The following is a 19,078-nucleotide window of genomic DNA, read 5'->3' as shown; positions in this document are numbered from 1 at the left end:
GACGGGGCGCGACACGCGGGTGTAGTTCAATGGTAGAACACCAGCTTCCCAAGCTGGATACGAGGGTTCGATTCCCTTCACCCGCTTGCTTGTCGCCCCCGCTAGGCTGCTAACCGCTAGATTGCCGGTTTGGCTGCCAAACGCCAATCTTTCGGCGGCGCCGTGGGCTTGTTCAGCAGTTCAATTTTCTGCTTGGCGACCAGCTCTCCTGTTAATTCTTCTCCTGGCGGACTGCCCCAAATAAAACGCTCTCCGTCCGCGCGGATCACTTCATAGATAAAGGGCTCGTTGAATGTTCGCTGTGGGTTGGTCAAGCGGATGGTGACCAGTCGATGACGCTCGCGGTAAGCGGCCAAGTAGGCGGCAATCTTGGCCGCAGAGATTACCCGCTGATCCCCAAAAGGCGCCCCATAGCCGCCTGAAGGATAGGTGTCGTCTTGGATTTCAATTTGCAAAAATTGATACTGGTCGACTTCTTGGAAATCGCGCGAGGGGAGCAGAATTCCTTGGCCATCGACAAAAAAAATGCCCGGACCACGCACTTCTGGATGGCGGCTGTTGGGGACTCGCACCACCGCCACGGGATGACGGTAACGCAATTGCACCGAAACGCCGGTCCCTTTTTTCTCGACCCGCAAGACCTCGGACACCCAGGGATGGGTGCGAAACGCTTCGCCAATGGCCACCGTCGCTTTCCGATCGAGCAGGCTGGTTTTTTCCAGTTGATGGGACTGGAAAACTTCGGCCACCACGTCGCTTTTCAGGAAGTCGGGTGGCCTGGTGGCGGTTAAATTTATTTGTTCGAGCCCGTAGAACTGTTGGCCAATCCGTTCGGCACCCCACTGATTCCAAGCAATATAGCCGCCAATCACCAGTGCCACGGGCCAGATTGCCGCCAGCATGCCCGGCGCCATCACCAAGCGGGTGATCCAGTGCTTGGGGGGCGGTTCAGCCGGCTTCGCCAGGGAGAGCTTGGGAACTTTCTTCTTCCCCCCCACGGCGGCTTTCTTGGCGACTTCCGGTTCGCTCTCGGCCTGAGTCATATTCGCTCCGTCTACCAAATCACGAGATTGAGTTGCAGATCAATCCCCAACTGCCTGGTCACTTGTTCTCTTACTGATTCTAGCAATTCCAAGCAATCGTCGCTGGTCGCGCCGGCATGAGCAATCATGTAGGCCGGATTCGTCGAATCTAAGCTGACGTTTCCGCGGCGCGTCCCTTTCAACCCCACTTGTTCGATCAAAGTCGCCGCGTCGATGTCGTTCGGATCGATGAAGGGGACGGCAATGCGTTGCGAGTCGAGCGGCCGCGAGGCGCGGCGAACAATCCAAGTCTTTTGCAATCTTTTAGTGAGCTCGACCGGATCAGCCGGTTCCAGCTCAAATTCGACTTCTAGCAAAAACTTGCCGGCAAGATCACTTTTGCGATGCCCAAATTGAATTTGCGAGCGATCGAGCGTGCTGATGCTGCCGCCCGGTTCCACGCACTGCACGCGAGCCACGGTGGCACCGATTTCAGTCCCTCCGGCACTCGCGTTGCCGACCACTGCCCCCCCCACGGTACCCGGGACTCCCGCTAAACGCTCTAAGCCGCCTAGGCCACATCCGATCGCTCGGGTTAACGCGTGCGAAAGTTTTGCTCCTCCGCCGGCGATTAAGCGGTTTTCTTCGACTTGCAAAGTGGCAAACGAAGCCGCCAAGGTGTGAATAACCAGCCCGTCAAAGCCAGCTTCGCGCACCAACACGTTGGAACCGTCTCCCAGCAGCCGAATCGGCACCTGGGATTCTGAAGCGGTTCGCACCAAACCACAAAACTCTTCCCGATTGGTGGGCTCGGCAAAATAGCGAGCCGGTCCACCAATTCCGAGCCAAGTGTAGGGAGCCAACGGCTCGTCGTGACGGATCAGATGTTCCAGATTTGGAGAAAAAGGCATCGCGCTGATGATTCCGGCCGCGGCCGCGAGTGATGAATTGGAAGGCTTTCTATACCATATGCGATTGTGGAATCGCAGAGCAAAATGCGTCAAGTGCGATCACAAAGCGAAGAGCGCAGAAAAAACGCGTTCTGTCCCGCATGCTATTAAGAGCGGGAACAGAACGCGTCGAATTTTTCAAGGACTACCGAGTTCCTTGGCAAAATTCTCGCACATTCATTGTCAGAATCAGTGCCAAGCTGCCTGGTAGCAAGAAATTAAGTGCCGATGCGAGTCAAATTGACCGCTTTGCGAATAAGAGTTCGCACGCCATCGCGATTCTGATATCCGGTCAGTTGAAGCCGCTTCCAGCCAGCTCCGCCTTTCGAATAAACAATGATTTGTGGAATCATCCTGCCACGCATCAATCGGCTGGCCAACTCAGGATCACGATCCTTGTTGACTACAACCAAGCTAACGTCTTCCAAATCACCACTGCTTTTCATCTCGGCGATCGTGTTCGCCTTAAGCGTCTGGCAAGCTGGGCATGCATCCGAACTGACAATCACCATCAACGGCACGCCGTTGAGCTGTGCTTTTCGGTACGCTTCATCATAATCTTGCTTTTCAGCAGGCCCCGCGGGGACGATCGAAATCACAGCAGTCAGAAGCATCGACAACATAGTTTCCTGTTACCTTCTTGCGTGTCGGTGCGCAGATCACGTCCACCGACAACGTGCCGGCGTTGGAAAAGAGAGCAACTGAACGTATCTGCACATTCCTAGTTTTCCGAAAATCATTTCCGTACCGAGGCGATCGACCGGCCCGGCTGAACAGCCCTATGAGCCCCAAAATCGAACAAATGGCCAGCTTTTTGCGCTCCCACTAGCCTCGGAAACCGACAATTGACGGCATCAAAACTCGCTCGTCCCGTTAGCAGATCCCGTGCCCGTCAAATGAGGATTAGCACAAACTGGAAGAATGGTCGGGATTGCAGTGACTTTGCGGGTTATTAAGGAGGGAGTATAAGAGTCGAGCTTGAGTCCACAAGCGGCAAGCATGCCAAACGGTGCTTTATCGGTTTCCAGACTCCCCAGATGAAGGCGCAGGTCGTGCACGGGTTTTCCCCCGTCGCCGAGCGAGATAAACTGAGGCCAACAAACTAGTTAGGAACCGCCAGCGTTTCCCCCCGCGGCCACAAATGAACACTTTTCCAACAATGACTCCGGCCAGGATTTTTCCCCTCGCTCACGTCAATTTCGAGTTGAAAGCAAAGAGATGAAGCTGCGAGTGGGACTCATCGGGTTGGGAGAAGCCTGGCCCCAACGACATCGCCCATCGTTGAGAATGTTGCATAACCGGTTCGAAGTTCGCGCGGTTTTTAACAACGTTCCGTTGCTCGCCGAGCAAGCGGCGCGGGAGTTTGGAGCGGTCAAATGCGACGGATATCGGTCCCTAGTGGCTCGCAATGACGTCGACGCGGTCTTGATTCTGGAGAATGCCTGGCAAGGTTGGCTGCCAATTATTGCTGCTTGCGAAGCAGGAAAGGCTGTCTATTGGGCTGCGGAACTCAATTTCGACGCCGAATTGGCTATGCAACTGACCGAACGGGTCGATCACGCGGGGATCGCCTTCATGGCCGAATTTCCCCGCCGCTTCGCACCAGCGACACTCCGGCTCAAAGAACTGATCGCCACGCATCTGGGCGCCCCGCAATTACTTTTCTGTCACCGACGTTTACCAGACGGCGCCGGCGGAGGTCCGCAAGCGAACGACAGCAAGCAGAAATTGCGTCGTACCGAGGCAGAATTGGTCGGCTTAATCGATTGGTGTCGCTACGTTGTGGGCAGAGAACCGGTAACGGTCAATTCAATCTGTCACGGACACCCCGACTCGCCTGATTATTGGGCGATTACGCTGGAGTTCCCTCCCCTCTCACCCTTCGCGGCGCCAGTGGTGGCGCAAATCAGTTGCGGTCTCTACGTGCCGGCTAGTTGGCATGAAGCGATCAGCTTTCGGCCTCCGTCGGCGATGCAAATTCGCTGTGACTCGGGCGTCGCCTTCATCGATCTGCCGACAACGCTGGTTTGGTTCGACGAAGCTGGCCGTCATCTCGAGTCACTCGATACCGAATTGCCAGTCGGCGAACAATTGTTGACTCAGTTCCACCGCGCGGTGACCAGCTTAGTGCGCAAGATGGGAGATCTCGAAGATGCCTGTCGCTCGCTGCATATCTTGCGAACCGCCAGAGCGGCAGTCGAACAAGGACGCCGCATGCCGGTCACTTTCCCCCAAAAAACATTGCGCCGCTAAGCACCACAGTACAACAAAATCAGCCGCCACGCGCCAGAGAGCGGTTCCCCGTTCGCGAGTTGTGCTGTGAAAACCGCTCTTTGGCGTCACGGCGGTCAGTCAATCCGATGTGGCAGATGGTTGGCGTGATCGTCGGCACGACGGTGGCTGCGTCATTGACGTCCGGCCACGTCGGGTTCGTTGATCGCACGACGGGCAAATTTGAGCCGGTGGCGTTTTGCCCTGGCTATTCGCGAGGTCTTGCGTACCATGGTGATTTCGCCATCGTGGGAATATCGAAGCCACGCGAGAGCAGGATGTTCTCGGGGCTCAAACTGGACAACAACCTGAAGTCGGGCGATGCGGAAGCGTGCTGGGCTGCAGGTGATCGACCTAAAAAGTGGCGATGTCGTTCACTGGGGCCGCGTCGAGAGCTTGGTCACGGAGCTGTACGACGCCGAGACGCTTCCGGGCGTCGTCCGGCAGCAGTCACTTGGATTTAAGACGGATGAGATCCGTTGCGTATTACGAGTGGGTTTGGAACGATCGCTCACCGACTGGGGAACACCATGAAGAACTCGACTCACCTTTCCATGCTCAGAAAACGAAACCTTAGCGAGGAACGCAAGTTCAAGCCGTCCAAGCCACAGCGTCGTCGCTTGCTGATCGAGTCGTTGGAAGGCCGCCGCTTATTGGCGGCTACGAACCCCTGGCCTCTCGCTTCGCTCGACGGTACCAATGGCTTCCGAATCGACGGAGTCGCCGCAAATGACTTTTCCGGCGGCAGCGTGAGCAGCGGCGGGGACGTCAATGGGGACGGCTTTGATGATCTGCTTGTCGGGGCCAGGTTTGCCGATCCCAACGGCAATGCTTCTGGTTCGAGTTACGTGGTGTTCGGCAAGTCGGGCGGGTTTGCCGCCACGCTCAATCTCTCCACGCTCGACGGCACCAATGGCTTCCGACTCGACGGAGTCGCCGCAGGCGACCAATCCGGCCACAGCGTGAGCAGCGGCGGGGACGTCAATGGGGACGGCTTTGATGATCTGATTATCGGGGCCAGTGGAGCCGATCCCAACGGTAGTGCTTCCGGTTCGAGTTACGTGGTGCTGGGCAAATCGGGCGGGTTTGCAGCTGCGCTCAATCTCTCTACGCTCGACGGCACCAATGGCTTCCGACTAGACGGAGTCACCGCAAATGACCAAACCGGCGGCTGGAGCGCGAGCAGCGGTGGGGACGTCAATGGGGACGGTTTTGATGATCTGATTGTCGGGGGCGTGCTTGCCGATCCCAACGGCAGCAATTCCGGTGCGAGTTACGTGGTGCTGGGCAAGTCGGGCGGGTTTTCCGCCATGCTCAATCTCTCCACGCTCGACGGCACCAATGGCTTCCGATTCGACGGAGTCGCCGCAAATGACCGATCTGGCGGCAGCGTGAGCAGCGCCGGGGACGTGAATGGGGACGGTTTTGATGATCTGATTGTCGGGGCCATTGGAGCCGATCCCAATGGCAGTGATTCCGGTTCGAGTTACGTGGTGCTGGGCAAGTCGGGCGGGTTTGCCGCTGCGATCAATCTCTCCTCGCTCGACGGCTCCAATGGCTTTCGACTCGACGGAGTCGCCGCAGATGACAATTCCGGAGTTAGCGTGAGTAGCGGTGGGGACGTCAATGGGGACGGTTTTGATGATCTGATTATCGGGGCCAGTGGAGCCGATCCCATCGGCAGTGGTTCCGGTTCGGGTTACGTGGTGCTGGGCAAGTCGGGCGGATTTGCTCCCACGCTGAATCTCTCCACGCTCGACGGCATTAGTGGCTTTCGACTCGACGGAGTCGCCGCAGATGACAATTCCGGAGTTAGCGTGAGTAGCGGTGGGGACGTCAATGGGGACGGCTTTGATGATCTGATTGTCGGGGCAAATGAGGCCGATCCCAACGGCAGTGACTCCGGTTCGAGTTACGTGGTGCTGGGCAAGTCGGGCGGGTTTGCCGCTGCGATCAATCTCTCCACCCTCGACGGTACCAGTGGCTTCCGACTCGACGGAGTCGCCGCAGATGACCAATCCGGCCGCAGCGTGAGCAGCGGCGGGGACGTCAATGGGGACGGTTTTGATGATTTGATTGTCGGGGCCCCGTTTGCCGATCCCAATGGCAGTGGTTCCGGTTCGAGTTACGTGGTGTTCGGTGGCAACTTCACGGGCGGTGTGGAAACCCAGGTGGGCGGCGATGGAGATGATACGCTGACTGCCGATCAGGGAGCCGATGCGATCGACATCCTGATCGGCGGCCACGGCAATGATATTCTGCTCAGCGACGGCGGTGACGATGTGCTCATTGGCGGCGAAGGTGATGACGTGCTGGCGATTACCGAGGGCGATTTTAGCGGCACACGCCGACTCGTTGGCGGCAATGGTTTCGACACGCTTCGCCTCGACGCAGCTGACCTCACGCTCGATCTGACCGCCATCGCCGATAATCGCTTGCTCGGCATCGAACAAATCGATATCACAGGCAGCGGTGATAACACGCTCACGCTAGATCAAGCCGAGGTGCTGAGCCTGTCGGATGAATCCAACACGCTGCTGGTCCGCCGCAATTCCGGCGACACCGTCGACATCGGCTCGGGCTGGACGCAAGGTGATGACGAAACGATCGACGGTGACTCGTTCGATGTCTACACCCAGGGCGCCGCGGTGCTAAAAGTTCAGGTGGCGGGAGGCAATCTTGCCCCCACTAATATCCTTCTGTCAGCGAACCTTGTACTGGAGAACGCAATTACCTTGGCAAACGCAGTACCCATCGGAACAATGACAGCGGTCGATCCCGATGCCGGTGACACACACAGCTTTGCCTTGTTCAGTGGAGTCGGGCCCAACGACAATTCCTTCTTCTCGATCACGGGCGATGAGTTGGCGATCAAGGCGGATACGCTTGTCGACTTTGAAACGAAGCCTAACTACATCGTCCACGTGCAAGCGACTGACAGCGAAGGCAATACATTCGCGAAAGACCTCCTGGTCACCGTGGGAAATCGGGGCGAGTTGGAAACGGTTACGATTGGCGATGGCACGAGTCAGCGTAGCATGCTCAGCGAGCTCACCGTCACCTTTGATTCCGAAGTGACGCTTGCCACCGACTCCTTCACTGTGGTCAAGCGTGGCGCTGATGGCGGCGCGGTGGACGTGGCTTTTAACAGCACGCTGGACGGACAAGGACGGACCGTGGCGACGCTGACATTCAGCGGCAGCTTTACTCAGGCTGGCTCATTGGTCGACGGCAACTATCAACTTCAGATTGACGGCAGCAAAATCACCGACGCCCACGGGAACCTTGATTTAGACGAAGATGGTAGCGACGGAGGAAGTTATCTTTTGGGTGACGCAGCTGCCGATGACTTCTTCCGCCTGTTTGGCGACGTCGATGGCAACCGCAGCGTTGGCTTTACCGACTTCTTGCCATTTCGAGCGAGCTTCGGTACCGGCGTAGGTGATGAGAACTTCGACGATCGCTTCGACGTCAACCAAGACGACACGATTGGCTTCCAAGACTTCCTCGCCTTCCGCAGCCGTTTTGGTTCGACATCGCCTTTTGAATGAGTCTTTCGGTTACGTCAGCCGGTTACAGATCGCCTCGAATATTGACGAGAGTCTTCGTTGTGCCATGCCGATCCGTCCAGCGGCAAATATAGTCCCAGTCTAGAATATCCATCTGGACGATCATAACGTTCTCTGCATCCATTAAATCTTGCGGGCGGCTCCAACGAATTCTGAATGATCACGTCCTCTGGGGTCGGCAACCAAATCGATCCTCCTAACACCGAAGATTGGACCTCGATTCTTCGCTTGAAACGAGACTGATCAAAGGGATCATCGCTCAACTGAAAGATCTCGAGCACAAAGTTGATGGGCGTGAAACAAATTTTGCGTCTCACAGTGCCTGTGATCAATTCAAACTCGAGCTGCGATTCGGTTTGGTAGCCGTCACCCAGTGACGAACCGATCAGATCAAAGGTCGCGTCCAATGCAGCAACGACGATGTCTGCATCTTTAGTTGCCCTTGGGATACCATACGCATTGCTCGAATAAGCGCCGACCAGCATGTAAGCCAAACCGTGTCGATTGAGTAGGGACACCAAATGTCCGAGAGCCTCGTTTCCATCAGCGGCTGTCACGATGGCTCCACCGCACGGGTTTCGGCCGCCAAAAGTGGACGATAATACTTCTTCGTGTTTCTCTGACGGATCAGTTCTTCACGGCGGGATATCTCCATATCGACTTGTACATCTGCCCATTCTGGATGTAACCCGGCAATCAGGCTCCGAGTCAGCCGCATTTGTTCGTCGTACAGTCTCGGTCCGGCAGTTAAACGCTCATCCAACGACATCTGCTGAGCCCGCGCGGCTTTTTCGTTGCGAAGATCACGATCAAGTTTTTGACTTTCCATGACCCTATTGTCGCCAATACCCGGCTATCAATCAACGGCATTCAGTCCCTCAAAGCATTCAGCGAGCGTAGAAATATAAAGAGACTAGGCACCTCTGAAAACACCAAGTGGCTCTTTGGCAATGAACGCCTCCACGATGAACAAACCGGCAATGATCAAATCAGCAACACCCACTAAGCGGCAATCCCGATGGCTTAGCCTCAGTATTCGCTCATGGGCGGACAACTGCAAACCAAGTTGCGGTCACCGTAGGTGTTGTCGATGCGTCCCACGGTTGGCCAGAATTTGGCATCTCGTAGGCTAGGCATCGGCCAAGCCGCCTGTTCTCTCGAGTAGGGTCGGTTCCAGGTGTCGCTGCCGATCACTTGCATCGTGTGCGGTGCGTTAGTGAGTGGATTATTGTCCTTGGAAAGTTTGCCATCGATAACGTCCTGGATCTCTTGGCGAATGGAAATCATGGCATCGCAAAAGCGATCGAGTTCCGCCATTGATTCGCTTTCCGTGGGCTCGATCATCAACGTCCCAGGCACTGGCCAGGCCATCGTGGGTGCGTGAAAACCGTAGTCCATCAAGCGTTTGGCGATGTCGTCAATCTTAATTCCCGCCGATTTCTCAAAAGCCCGGCAGTCGACGATAAATTCGTGCGCCACGAAACCGTTGGAATCGGTGTAAAGGATATCAAAGTGCTCGCTCAGCCGTTTGGCCATGTAGTTCGCATTCAAGATCGCCACTTGCGAAGCCAGCTTGAGACCGCTGCCTCCCATCAAAGCCGTGTACACGTAGCTGATCGTGAGGATGCTGGCGCTGCCGTACGGCGCGCCGGAGACGGGCCCGATGGCGAACTCGCCGGCCGTGTCAGGACGTTGCACTGGATGGCCGGGAAGGAATTCAACCAGTTGCGAGGCGACACCGATCGGCCCCATCCCCGGACCGCCACCGCCGTGTGGGATGCAAAAGGTCTTATGCAGGTTCAGGTGGCAAACGTCCGCGCCACATTTTCCAGGGCTAGTCAAGCCGACCTGGGCGTTCATGTTGGCACCATCCATGTAGACTTGCCCGCCGCAATCGTGAATGATTTGACAAGCTTCGCGAATGGTCGATTCAAACACCCCGTGCGTGGATGGATAAGTCACCATTAAACAGGATAGCTGTTGAGCGTTCGCTTGAGCCTTTTGTGTGAGGTCTGCCAAATCAATATCCCCGCGGTCGTCACACTTAATTGGCACCACTTTCATGCCGGCCATCACGGCCGAGGCGGGGTTGGTGCCGTGTGCTGACGTGGGAATTAGGCAGACGTTGCGGCAATGTTCACGGCCTTCCATTTCCGCGTTGCGACGATGGTACGCGTCGATCACCAGCAAGCCGGCATATTCACCTTGGGCACCCGCGTTCGGTTGCAAACTGACGGCGGCGAAACCGGTGACTTGGCACAGCCACTGTTCGAGTTCCCGAAACATGTGCGTGTAACCACGCCACTGGGTGTCGGGTGCGAAAGGATGAATGTTGGCAAACTCCGGCCAAGTAACCGGAATCATTTCGCTGGTTGCGTTCAATTTCATCGTGCACGAGCCGAGCGGAATCATGCTGTGCACAAGCGAAAGATCGCGGCTCTGCAGTTTCCAGATATAACGTAACAACTCCGTTTCGCTGTGGTACGAATTGAAAACTTCGTGCGTCATAAAGGGGCTGGTGCGAGCCAAATTGCCGAGTTCGTTGTGACCATGCTCGTTCGCTTCGGCGTGCAGTTGATCGATGTCAAAACCGGTAAAGTGACCAAAATTGAACGCCGCCAAGAGGTCCGCGATCAAAGTGTGGTCGACCGTTTCGTCCAGCGTCACGCCGAGCGTCCCGTCGTCGTACTCGCGGAGGTTGATTTGGCGTTCACGGGCCGCATCGGCAACTTGTCTGGCCGCGTGGGAACGACCTTTGCCCAGTTTGATGCGAATCGTGTCGAAGTAGGGCAGCGAGTTGGCGTTCAGCACCGTGTGACCAAGCCGCTCCAGGCCGCGAGCCAAGGCGCGGGTGTGCGCATGAATTCGTTTGGCGATCGCCGTTAACCCATCGGGTCCGTGGTAGACACCGTAGAACGAGTTGATGATCGCCAACAGGGCTTGGGCCGTGCAAATGTTGCTGGTCGCTTTATCTCTGCGAATATGCTGCTCGCGAGTTTGAATTGCCATCCGCAAAGCACGGTTACCTTGTGCATCTTGAGAAACCCCGATGATCCGACCGGGGAGTTTGCGAACGTGCTTTTCATGCGTCGCAATGAATGCCGCGTGAGGGCCCCCCAAACCCATGGGAACACCAAATCGCTGCGCCGAACCGACACAGATATCCGCACCCCATTCGCCTGGCGGTTGGATCAAGGTTAACGCCATCAGGTCGGTGGCGGCGACTAACAGGCAGCCATGCTCAGCGGCTCGGCTGGCCAAGTCGTGATAATCTTCAAAACGACCATCGGTGGTCGGGTACTGGACGAGAACTCCGCAAAGTCCTCCGCCGCCAAAAGCGAAATCGACTTTCTCGAGGGGACCAATCTTCAGTTCAATACCCAACCCGGCGGCTCGCGTCTCGAGCAAAGCCAATGTTTGCGGATGACACTGGTCGCTGGCGTAGAAACCAGACTTCTTGTGATTCGCAATGGCCACACACATGCCCATCGCCTCAGCTGCCGCGGTGGGTTCATCCAGCAGACTGGCGCCGGCCAGCGGCAGACCGGTAAGGTCGGCGATCATGGTTTGGAAATTGAGTAGCGCTTCGAGACGCCCCTGGGCAATCTCCGCCTGATAGGGGGTGTACTGAGTGTACCAACCGGGGTTTTCCAAAATGTTGCGGAGGATCACCGGAGGCGTGACCGTGCCCATGTAGCCCATGCCGATGCAGGACCGGTAGACGCGATTTTTCTGAGCAATGGTTTTCAGCGCCTGCAGAAAATCGGCTTCGCCCCGCGGTGCGGGGATGTCCAGCGGTTGGTCGAGCTGGATATCGGCGGGAACCAGTTTGGCGGTCAAGTCGTCGAGCGAAGCGAAACCGAGAGCATCCAGCATTTGCTGCAATTCCGCAGCCGACGGACCAATGTGGCGACGGACAAATCCATCGGTGAAATCGAGCGTGCTCGGGGTAGTTTGGACGGATTCAGGACGCGCTTGTGCGGCGGAGGTTAAAGTAGTCATCAACTACCCCTACGGTTGGCCTGTCGGCGGAAAGCTTGAGAAAGATCGGCGGTATGTGTTGAACCGGACTCCCAGTGTAACTCGTAACCGCAAGATCGAAAAGGCAATGCATGGGGCTGTGTGGCGTTGTCGTTGAGTGTGCCAAAACAGGGTTGGTTTGATCTATTCGTTACAATTAAGGCAGGTAAACTTTCCGACGCGATCGCACCGAACGCATAATACTGGATTGGCAAACCGCTAATTGCCGATGCCTGAAGTTGGCGGACCAGGGACACGGACGCTCGCCCTCTGCACCGAAATCTTGCCGAGTGGGAATTTGGATGATCCCCGAAGCAGGTTGCATGCCACTTCCGCGATGGATTCTCGATGGCCGACCAGCCTCGCGAACGAAGTCAGGTGCTGTGGGGGATTGGCCTCGCGGCACTGACGCTGTTCCTAACCCTTGCATTAATCACGCACGACCCGGCTGACCCGGTAGAGTCACCGGTGTGGCCGCTTAATGTCTTGTACGAACCCGATTTGTTGGTGTATCCGCCCCACGATGCGATTCAGAACGCTTGTGGCTACTGGGGTGCTTTGGTCAGCGGCGGTTTGTTGAACGGCCTTGGATTTGGCGCCATGTTGCTGACCGGTCTCCTGGGTCTGACCGCATTCAAAAGCGTTCAAAGGGGTGGGTTGCAAGCTCCCGTACCGCGTTCTTTAGGCTGGACCTTAGTCGGTTTGGCGGTGATGACGGCAGCTTCCCTGTCGGGTGCGACGGCCAACGGAATGCCAGTGTACGGTGCGGGCGGAGCGATTGGGGCCATGTCGGCCAGTTGGTTGAGCGATCAATTCGCCCCGGTGGGCAGTTGGATTCTGACGCTCACCGTGATGCTGTTTGGACTGTTCCTCTCGACCGACTATCTGCTCGTTCAGTTCGGGCAAGCTGTTTTGGTCGGGGGTACGCGCGCTTCGTTGGGTGGACTGCAGCGAGCCCGCCGCGCCACCTCGAAATTGCCCCGTCGCCGAGTTACCGACGTTGATCAAGGCGTTGTCCTTGACGGGGAAGTGGCGGTTGAAGAGCATCCCGCAATTCGTATTCGAGGCAAACAACTCGATGACGGGGTACCGATGGTGGGGCCAGCGCTGCACTCCGATTTGGATGGCAACGCGGGAGTCAGCGAACCGATGTCACTGGTCGCGGGCATGAAACAACGCGTTGCCGGCGCGTTGGGATTGGGTAGCGGCGGGCAAGATTTGGAGCACGACGCTGCGGCGGAGGATGCCGATAATCATGACACTGCGGATGATGACGAACAAACCGCAGAATCGCTTCCGCCGACTCGCGAGTTGGAAATGGACGGCGATACCAAACTGCTGCGCAACGACAGCGAACATGAATCGACCGAGCTGAAAATTCGCACTCCCTCGAAACGTCGAGAGCAACGTGACGAGCTGGCTGATGCCATTCAGGAAACTCTGCCAGAGGACGCCGCGGAATATCTCCTTCCAGCACTCGATCTGTTGATCGAGTCGGATGACGTTTGCTATGACGAACAAGCGAAAGAAGTGCGTCGTAAAGCGGGTATTCTTGAGCAAACGTTCCGTAACTTCGGCTTCAATATTCGCGTCGTCGAAATTGAAACGGGGCCGGTGATCGCCCAGTATGAAGTGGAACTCGAAGCAGGCTTACGGTTAAGTAAAATCACCGGCTTGGCGGAAGACTTGGCGATCGCGCTCCGCGTGCCGGCGGTCCGTATCGTGGCACCCATTCCTGGAAAAAACACCGTCGGTATTGAGGTTCCCAACGAGACTCGGCAAGTGGTGCGATTGCGCGACGTAATTGAGGAATGCGGAGCCGCCTCGCGGAAGATGAAGATCCCAATCTTTCTTGGCAAAGACGTGTCAGGGAACTCATTGACGGTCGACTTGGCTTCGATGCCTCACTTGCTGATCGCTGGTCGTACCGGTACGGGTAAGAGCGTTTGTCTCAACGCCATTATCTCATCCATGTTGATGACTCGGCGTCCTGACGAAGTGCGGATGTTGATGATCGACCCCAAGATGGTCGAGCTGTCTGGCTACGGGCGTCTGCCTCACTTGATGCACCCGGTCGTAACCGACATGAAGAAAGCCGAAGCGATCCTCGGTTGGGCGGTCGAGAAGATGGAAGAGCGGTATAGCTTGTTGGCTCAAGTCGGTGTTCGGCACATTAGCAGCTATAACGAATTAGGGCGTGAGGAATTGGCGAAACGGTTGGGAATCGACAATCCCGACGAGGAGGAAGGATTGATTGATCATTTACCCTTCATCGTGATCATCGCCGACGAGATGGCCGACTTGATGATGACCGCGGGCAAAGAAGTCGAACAGCACATCATCCGTTTGGCACAAAAGAGTCGAGCGGTTGGAATTCACTTGATCCTGGCCACTCAAAAACCAACGGTCGACGTGATCACCGGTTTGATTAAGAGTAATCTGCCCGCTCGCATCTCGTTCCAGGTGGCTAGTCGTACCGACAGCCGCGTTGTGTTGGATGAGAATGGCGCGGACAAGTTGTTAGGCAATGGGGATATGCTGTTTCTTTGGCCCGGAACGAGCACTTTGCTGCGTGGCCAAGGCACCTACATGTCGGATGATGAGATCCAACGAGTTTGTGACCATTGCAGCAGTGGGGAGCAGAATTTTGTTGGCGAGCTGATGAACCTCAAGGTTGCCAACGAAGAGGAAGAAACCCCCGTCGGCATGAGTAACTTTAAGAAGCGGGATGAGCTCTATGAGAGTGCGATCGATGTCGTTGTCCGCGAAGGGCGTGGCAGTTGCTCGTTGCTCCAACGCTCACTGGGAATCGGTTATGGGCGAGCCGCTCGGTTGATCGATTTCATGGCCGAAGATGGCATTGTGGGGCAATACAATGGTTCGCAGGCGCGTGAAGTGGTGCTGTCCGTTGCTGATTGGGAAGCGATGCAAGGTATTGAGACGGAACCAGAGGAAGAGCAGCCGGAGGAATCATCGGAGCAACTGAGCACGCCCCGCCGCACGATGCGACGAGGCGAGGGTTGGGACGACGAGGAACCGGCGGCGACATCCGAATCGTCGACGGCAAATTAAAAGAATCAGCCGGCATCATCCAGCCGGGGTGCTCAGCTATCGAAAATGCCTGCCCCGAAACCATCTTCCTCCACTGTGGGACCCGATCGCTTGACGTTATCCTCTTTGCGAACACGATCAAAGTGAGGCGGCGGAGGTGACGAGCGACCCTCGGACGGTTGTCGCACTGGTTGCTCCCGTACTGGTAAATCCGCAACCACTTCGTCGCTCAACTCACTCACGGAAAATTCGTCGTCGTAGCGGGAACGATACCCCGGTTCACCAGCTCTCGCCAACTCCTCTTCCAGTTCATCGATCACCGCTTTCTGGATCATCTCGCGGCATTCGCTGTTAATCGGGTGAGCAACATCCGCGTACAGCTTTTGCGGCGAATCGTGGCTCGCGTCATCGCTGCCGCGAACTTTTACGCCACATTGATTGCAATATTGGGCTCGCAGATGATTCTTATGACCACAGCGTGGACAGTGCCCGGTCAATTTTCGACTCGGCATGGCCACGAAGGGGCCATTAACACCGTCAATTATTTTCAGGTCCCTGACCACGAAAGAGTGGTCGAACGTAACAGAACAAAACGCTCGGAGTCGATCCTCCGAGCCTTCCATTAGCTTGATGCGTACTTCGGTAATCTCCACGTTCCGACCCTCCCTAACCGGTCGCGTGTAACTTGCACTTACGCCACATAACGTACTGGGGCGGGCAAACGTGTGGGATTGGCCACAAAGCAAATCCCTAAGCGACGCGACGATAAACGGTTGACGGCGCGCCGCGCGTCGGCGGCGCTCCGAGCAATTCCAAAACAAGCAGAACCACTTCCTGTCATGCTAACACCTGACAAGCCCACGTGTTGCATGGACTCTAGGGTGCGGTCAATCCAAGCAGAAATCTTTCTGGCCGGCTCCGTTAAGCGATTTACCATCCCAGCGATTAATCGCTCGCGATTACCCCCGGAAAAGGCCTCGGCCAACGGCGTGCTGGTTATCGGTTGATCTGCTATTCGTGAGCCGGCGTACACCGCCACGGTCGATACCGCCTGCGGTGGATAGACCACGACAAATGGCCAATTTCCATTTACATTCAGCGGCCTTAAACATTCGCCTCTGCCGGTGGCCAACGCGGCGCGATGAAAACCAATCGCGGAATGAGCTATCGGCTCGTCTTGGCAGCCCAGAAAAAAGGGCACATCGCTACCTAGTTCCGCGGCGATTCTCAGCAACTGAGGATCATTCGTCGGAACTTGACAAAGCTTGGCAGCGGCTAACAAAGCGGAGGCGACGTCGCTGCTCGCTCCTCCCATGCCGGCGCCGGCCGGGATCTGCTTTTGCAGGATCGCCAGGAAACCCGCCTCAATCCCATATGTCTCTCGAAACAAAGCCAAGCCGCGGACGACCAAATTTCGCTCGTCGCTGGGAATCTCGGCCACTAAATCAGCGGCGCAGGTGGCGTTCTCCTGTTCGGCAGCCGACCTTGCGGCTCCGCTTGCGCTATCATGTTGATTCAAAGCGGCGAGATGGCGTTGTTGCCAAACACTGGCTGCTGGCGACCATTGGCATTGCAGCGTGACTGATGAGCGTTCCGCGGGAACCAGCGAAACGCGTAATCGATCATACCGATCGATGGCGACCATCACGGTTTCGAGCTCATGAAATCCGTCGGGACGCTTAGCCTTGAGCTCTAGAAATAAATTGAGCTTCGCTGGTGGAAACGTTTCGACACAGTGGCCATTCACAGTTGCACAACATTCATCGCTGTAGAGTCATTGTTGTAGTTTCATTGCTGTCGAGTCATCGTTGTAGACATTTCCGCCAGAAGTTCGCTGCTCAGTTGCCGCACAGCATCATCATACAGAAATTTCAAGCTGCCGCGGGGTGGGCTATATGTGTTTGTACGTCTTCGGCACGCTTCAGTGCAACAATCGCGATGCCTAATTGATCCGCTTTGCGACGCGTTTCCTCGACATCCACGACAATCGTGCGGTTGGCTTCGATTGCGATTGCCCGTCCACCCGCATGGAACACGCGTTCAATCGTTTGCGGCCCGATCGTGGGCACGTCGAAACGCATGTCTTGTTCCGGCTTTGCCACCTTGATCAACGTCCAACCACCGCGGCGGCACAGCTCTCCCGTGCGGTCGATACATTGATCGGTCCCTTCCACGGCCTCCACAGCAATCACCGTACCGTCCCGCACAGTGATCGACTGGCCAATATCGAGTCCACCCATTTGCCTGGCAATTTCCCAGCCAAAATTGATGTCCTTGGCTTGTGCGGCTGTTGGGTTGCGGCTAGTTAAAACGCCTTCGTTCACAAGCAACTCCGGGGCAAATTCGATTGCTGGACAGACTTCGATTCCGTTTTTCAAGTAGGTGTCGGTCACTGCGGTGAGCAAGCTATCGTCTCGAGTATCTTGTTGGCGAAAAATAAAATGTGGAGCAAACGTGCGGAGGCAGGTTAGATCGGGCCACAGGGAAAGCAAAATTGACCGTTGAAAAAGTAATTCCGCTTTGAACAGTTTTCCCGCCAAGGTTACTTGATTGACTTGCTGTCGGCGAAAATAACGAACGTGTCCCCCCAGTTTCCCCACTCCGCTCCATTTCACGTGGTCGCAAATGTATTCAAGGTGCGGATCGGCCAGGCCCTTCAGCGCCAAACAAACCACTCGACGCTCCGCCCGCACGAGCGCTTCGGCCACTTGTACGGGAAATCGTCCCCAACCGGCCACCAAGCCAACGGTTTCCGTGTTGGCAGATGATCGCGACGGCTGAGGCCGGTACCCGCGTAACGGCTGTTTGTCTTCAGGCTGATTCGTCTTCATCAGTGCCAGCAGTTTGCCCTCCTGGAGCCACACTTTTCAGTATCAAAGTTGAATTTTTTGGTTGAGTCGAAGTCGGTAAGCGAGAACCGTGGCTAGCGCCAAAACAGCTAACCGTGGCTAGCGCCAAAACGGCTAACTGCTAGGCAACTTTTTGTTTTCCTTCAGCCGCTCGCGATTCCGCGGCCCAGCGTTCTAAACTCTTTACCGATCGCCTCAGGTCCGGCAGGCGACGTTGCACGGCCATGATCTGCATCTGCTCTCGCTGCGTGGTGGCCGGACTGCCCAGGTAGACTTGGCCTCCCGCTAAATCATCCATGACGCCCGCTTGGGCTCCCACGATCGCCCCGTCGCCCAGCCGAATGTGATCTTTCAGCCCAACTTGCCCCGCCAGCACTACGTAGTCGCCAGTTTGGCACGATCCGGCAATCCCGACTTGCGAGCAGATCAAGTTGTGCTTGCCAATCTGACAGTTGTGGCCAATCATCACTTGGTTGTCGATTTTTGTGCCGCAACCAATCCGCGTGGAGCCGTATGTGCCGCGATCGATGGTCACGCCGGCACCCAATTCCACATCATCTTCAATCTCGACGTAACCCAGCTGTGCGGTTCGCAGATGTCTGCCTTCAGAGACTTGGTAGCCGAAGCCAAAGGCCCCCAGCACCGCGCCGGCGTGAATGAAGACGCGGCTTCCCAGACGAGTGCGTTCGTAAAGCGTGACGTTGGGGTAAAGGACGCAGTCATCTCCCAGGTAAGCATGGTCCATGACCACGACTCCCGGCATCAAGCGACAGCGTGCCCCGATCGTTACATGACGTCCGATAGTGACTCCGGGAGCGATCAAGCAATCGGGACCAAGGGAGGCGGTGGCGTCGATATCTGCGGTGGCAGCAACTCCCACCTCTCCACTTACCTCGGCCGGCAAGAACGATTTGACAATCGTAGCAAAAGCTTGATGCGGCTGTTCCACGACAATTTGTCCACAGCTCACGCCCTGCAGCGGTTTTCTAACCACCAGCGCAGCGAGACTCTCCGGCTTAACCCACTCGGGTAGCGAGTCGGCGTCCAGCAAAGAAATTGCTTTCTCGCGATGTTCGTAAAGTGGTGCAGCGCCAGCGATCGGCAAGCCAGCATCACCCACCAACTGCCCAGCCACCAGGGTGCAGAGATCGCCGAGGGTCGTTTTTTGAGAATCCACAAGCAATCCTTCGCCTGTCGACAGAGTTCAGGAAACATTCCGGATATGTGTATAGAGCATTTCCACGCCCCGCGGCAAGCTCGTTTTGCTACTAAATTGACGAGCTAGACGATCCACCAACGGAACTCCCCCAAGCTGCTAAACTTATCGCAGGTCACACTCTCTACAG

Annotated in this window: 15 protein-coding genes, 1 tRNA gene and 1 pseudogene; 6 read left to right on the top strand and 11 right to left on the bottom strand. The window is 56.3% G+C overall.

From position 1 onward, the window contains the following. Positions 1–15: 15 nt before the first annotated feature. A tRNA-Gly gene (locus SH139x_RS14435) sits at positions 16–86 on the top strand. A gap of 30 nt (positions 87–116) precedes the next feature. Here SH139x_RS14435 and SH139x_RS14430 read toward each other — a convergent pair. The 3 genes from SH139x_RS14430 to SH139x_RS14420 all read right to left on the bottom strand — a co-directional run bounded on the left by SH139x_RS14430 (position 117) and on the right by SH139x_RS14420 (position 2,586). Beyond that, positions 117–1,043, bottom strand: a complete 927-nt coding sequence (locus tag SH139x_RS14430; protein ID WP_488355894.1) for a cell division protein FtsQ/DivIB — start codon at positions 1,041–1,043, stop codon at positions 117–119. A gap of 11 nt (positions 1,044–1,054) precedes the next feature. Continuing rightward, positions 1,055–1,933 (bottom strand): UDP-N-acetylmuramate dehydrogenase, encoded by an 879-nt coding sequence (locus tag SH139x_RS14425; RefSeq protein WP_488355893.1) that lies wholly within the window; start codon positions 1,931–1,933, stop codon positions 1,055–1,057. A gap of 257 nt (positions 1,934–2,190) precedes the next feature. After that, positions 2,191–2,586 carry a thioredoxin fold domain-containing protein gene (locus SH139x_RS14420; protein WP_488355892.1) on the bottom strand — a complete coding sequence of 132 codons (396 nt, stop codon included), beginning with the start codon at positions 2,584–2,586 and terminating at the stop codon, positions 2,191–2,193. Positions 2,587–3,190: 604 nt separating this feature from the next. On the opposite strand from SH139x_RS14420, the gene SH139x_RS14415 reads away from it, so the two are divergent. Continuing rightward, positions 3,191–4,225, top strand: coding sequence for a Gfo/Idh/MocA family protein (locus tag SH139x_RS14415; protein WP_488355891.1), 1,035 nt, complete (start codon positions 3,191–3,193; stop codon positions 4,223–4,225). A gap of 19 nt (positions 4,226–4,244) precedes the next feature. On the opposite strand, the gene SH139x_RS14410 is transcribed toward SH139x_RS14415, so the two are convergent. Continuing rightward, entirely contained in the window at positions 4,245–4,415 is a 171-nt protein-coding gene (locus SH139x_RS14410; protein ID WP_488356175.1) for a hypothetical protein, read from the bottom strand. Here SH139x_RS14410 and SH139x_RS14405 point away from each other — a divergent pair. The 3 genes and pseudogenes from SH139x_RS14405 to SH139x_RS14395 all read left to right on the top strand — a co-directional run. Next, positions 4,333–4,503: pseudogene (locus SH139x_RS14405) on the top strand (DUF4915 domain-containing protein); the annotation flags it as partial. The gene SH139x_RS14410 and the pseudogene SH139x_RS14405 sit on opposite strands and share 83 nt — an antisense overlap. Before the next feature lie 61 nt (positions 4,504–4,564). Then, the gene (locus tag SH139x_RS14400) at positions 4,565–4,777 is read left to right on the top strand and encodes a hypothetical protein (protein ID WP_488356174.1); all 213 of its coding nucleotides are present in this window, start codon (positions 4,565–4,567) and stop codon (positions 4,775–4,777) included. Next, complete coding sequence (locus SH139x_RS14395) at positions 4,774–7,794, top strand: cadherin-like domain-containing protein (protein ID WP_488355890.1); 3,021 nt, start codon at positions 4,774–4,776, stop codon at positions 7,792–7,794. Before SH139x_RS14400 ends, SH139x_RS14395 begins: the two co-directional genes overlap by 4 nt. A 14-nt stretch (positions 7,795–7,808) precedes the next feature. Here the strand turns inward: SH139x_RS14395 and SH139x_RS14390 are convergent, their stop codons facing one another. The 3 genes from SH139x_RS14390 to gcvP all read right to left on the bottom strand — a co-directional run bounded on the left by SH139x_RS14390 (position 7,809) and on the right by gcvP (position 11,814). Beyond that, on the bottom strand, positions 7,809–8,369 hold the full coding sequence (locus tag SH139x_RS14390; RefSeq protein ID WP_488355889.1) for a hypothetical protein: 561 nt from the start codon (positions 8,367–8,369) through the stop codon (positions 7,809–7,811). Then, on the bottom strand, positions 8,366–8,641 hold the full coding sequence (locus SH139x_RS14385) for a hypothetical protein (protein WP_488355888.1): 276 nt from the start codon (positions 8,639–8,641) through the stop codon (positions 8,366–8,368). The genes SH139x_RS14390 and SH139x_RS14385 overlap by 4 nt, the downstream gene beginning before the upstream one ends. Before the next feature lie 200 nt (positions 8,642–8,841). Further along, complete coding sequence (gene gcvP, locus SH139x_RS14380) at positions 8,842–11,814, bottom strand: aminomethyl-transferring glycine dehydrogenase (protein WP_488355887.1); 2,973 nt, start codon at positions 11,812–11,814, stop codon at positions 8,842–8,844. A gap of 366 nt (positions 11,815–12,180) precedes the next feature. Between gcvP and SH139x_RS14375 the strand changes: the two genes are divergently transcribed. Continuing rightward, positions 12,181–14,904, top strand: coding sequence for an FtsK/SpoIIIE family DNA translocase (locus SH139x_RS14375; protein ID WP_488355886.1), 2,724 nt, complete (start codon positions 12,181–12,183; stop codon positions 14,902–14,904). A 32-nt stretch (positions 14,905–14,936) separates the two neighbouring features. On the opposite strand, the gene SH139x_RS14370 is transcribed toward SH139x_RS14375, so the two are convergent. From SH139x_RS14370 to lpxD, 4 genes are all read right to left on the bottom strand, one after another. Next, a complete protein-coding gene (locus SH139x_RS14370; protein WP_488355885.1) occupies positions 14,937–15,536 on the bottom strand; it encodes a septation protein SpoVG family protein in 600 nt (199 codons plus the stop codon). A gap of 38 nt (positions 15,537–15,574) precedes the next feature. Beyond that, positions 15,575–16,630, bottom strand: coding sequence for a 4-(cytidine 5'-diphospho)-2-C-methyl-D-erythritol kinase (locus SH139x_RS14365; RefSeq protein ID WP_488355883.1), 1,056 nt, complete (start codon positions 16,628–16,630; stop codon positions 15,575–15,577). 124 nt (positions 16,631–16,754) lie between these two features. Beyond that, positions 16,755–17,747, bottom strand: coding sequence for an LpxI family protein (locus SH139x_RS14360; RefSeq protein WP_488355882.1), 993 nt, complete (start codon positions 17,745–17,747; stop codon positions 16,755–16,757). A 106-nt stretch (positions 17,748–17,853) separates the two neighbouring features. Continuing rightward, positions 17,854–18,909 carry a UDP-3-O-(3-hydroxymyristoyl)glucosamine N-acyltransferase gene (gene lpxD / locus SH139x_RS14355; protein ID WP_488355881.1) on the bottom strand — a complete coding sequence of 352 codons (1,056 nt, stop codon included), beginning with the start codon at positions 18,907–18,909 and terminating at the stop codon, positions 17,854–17,856. Positions 18,910–19,078 lie beyond the last annotated feature (169 nt).

The sequence above is a fragment of the Kothea flammea genome (assembly GCF_052161645.1).
Lineage (GTDB): Bacteria > Planctomycetota > Planctomycetia > Pirellulales > Pirellulaceae > Laterigemmans.
The sequence above is the reverse complement of the archived record's forward strand: the minus strand, read 5'-3'. Positions and strand labels throughout refer to the sequence as shown.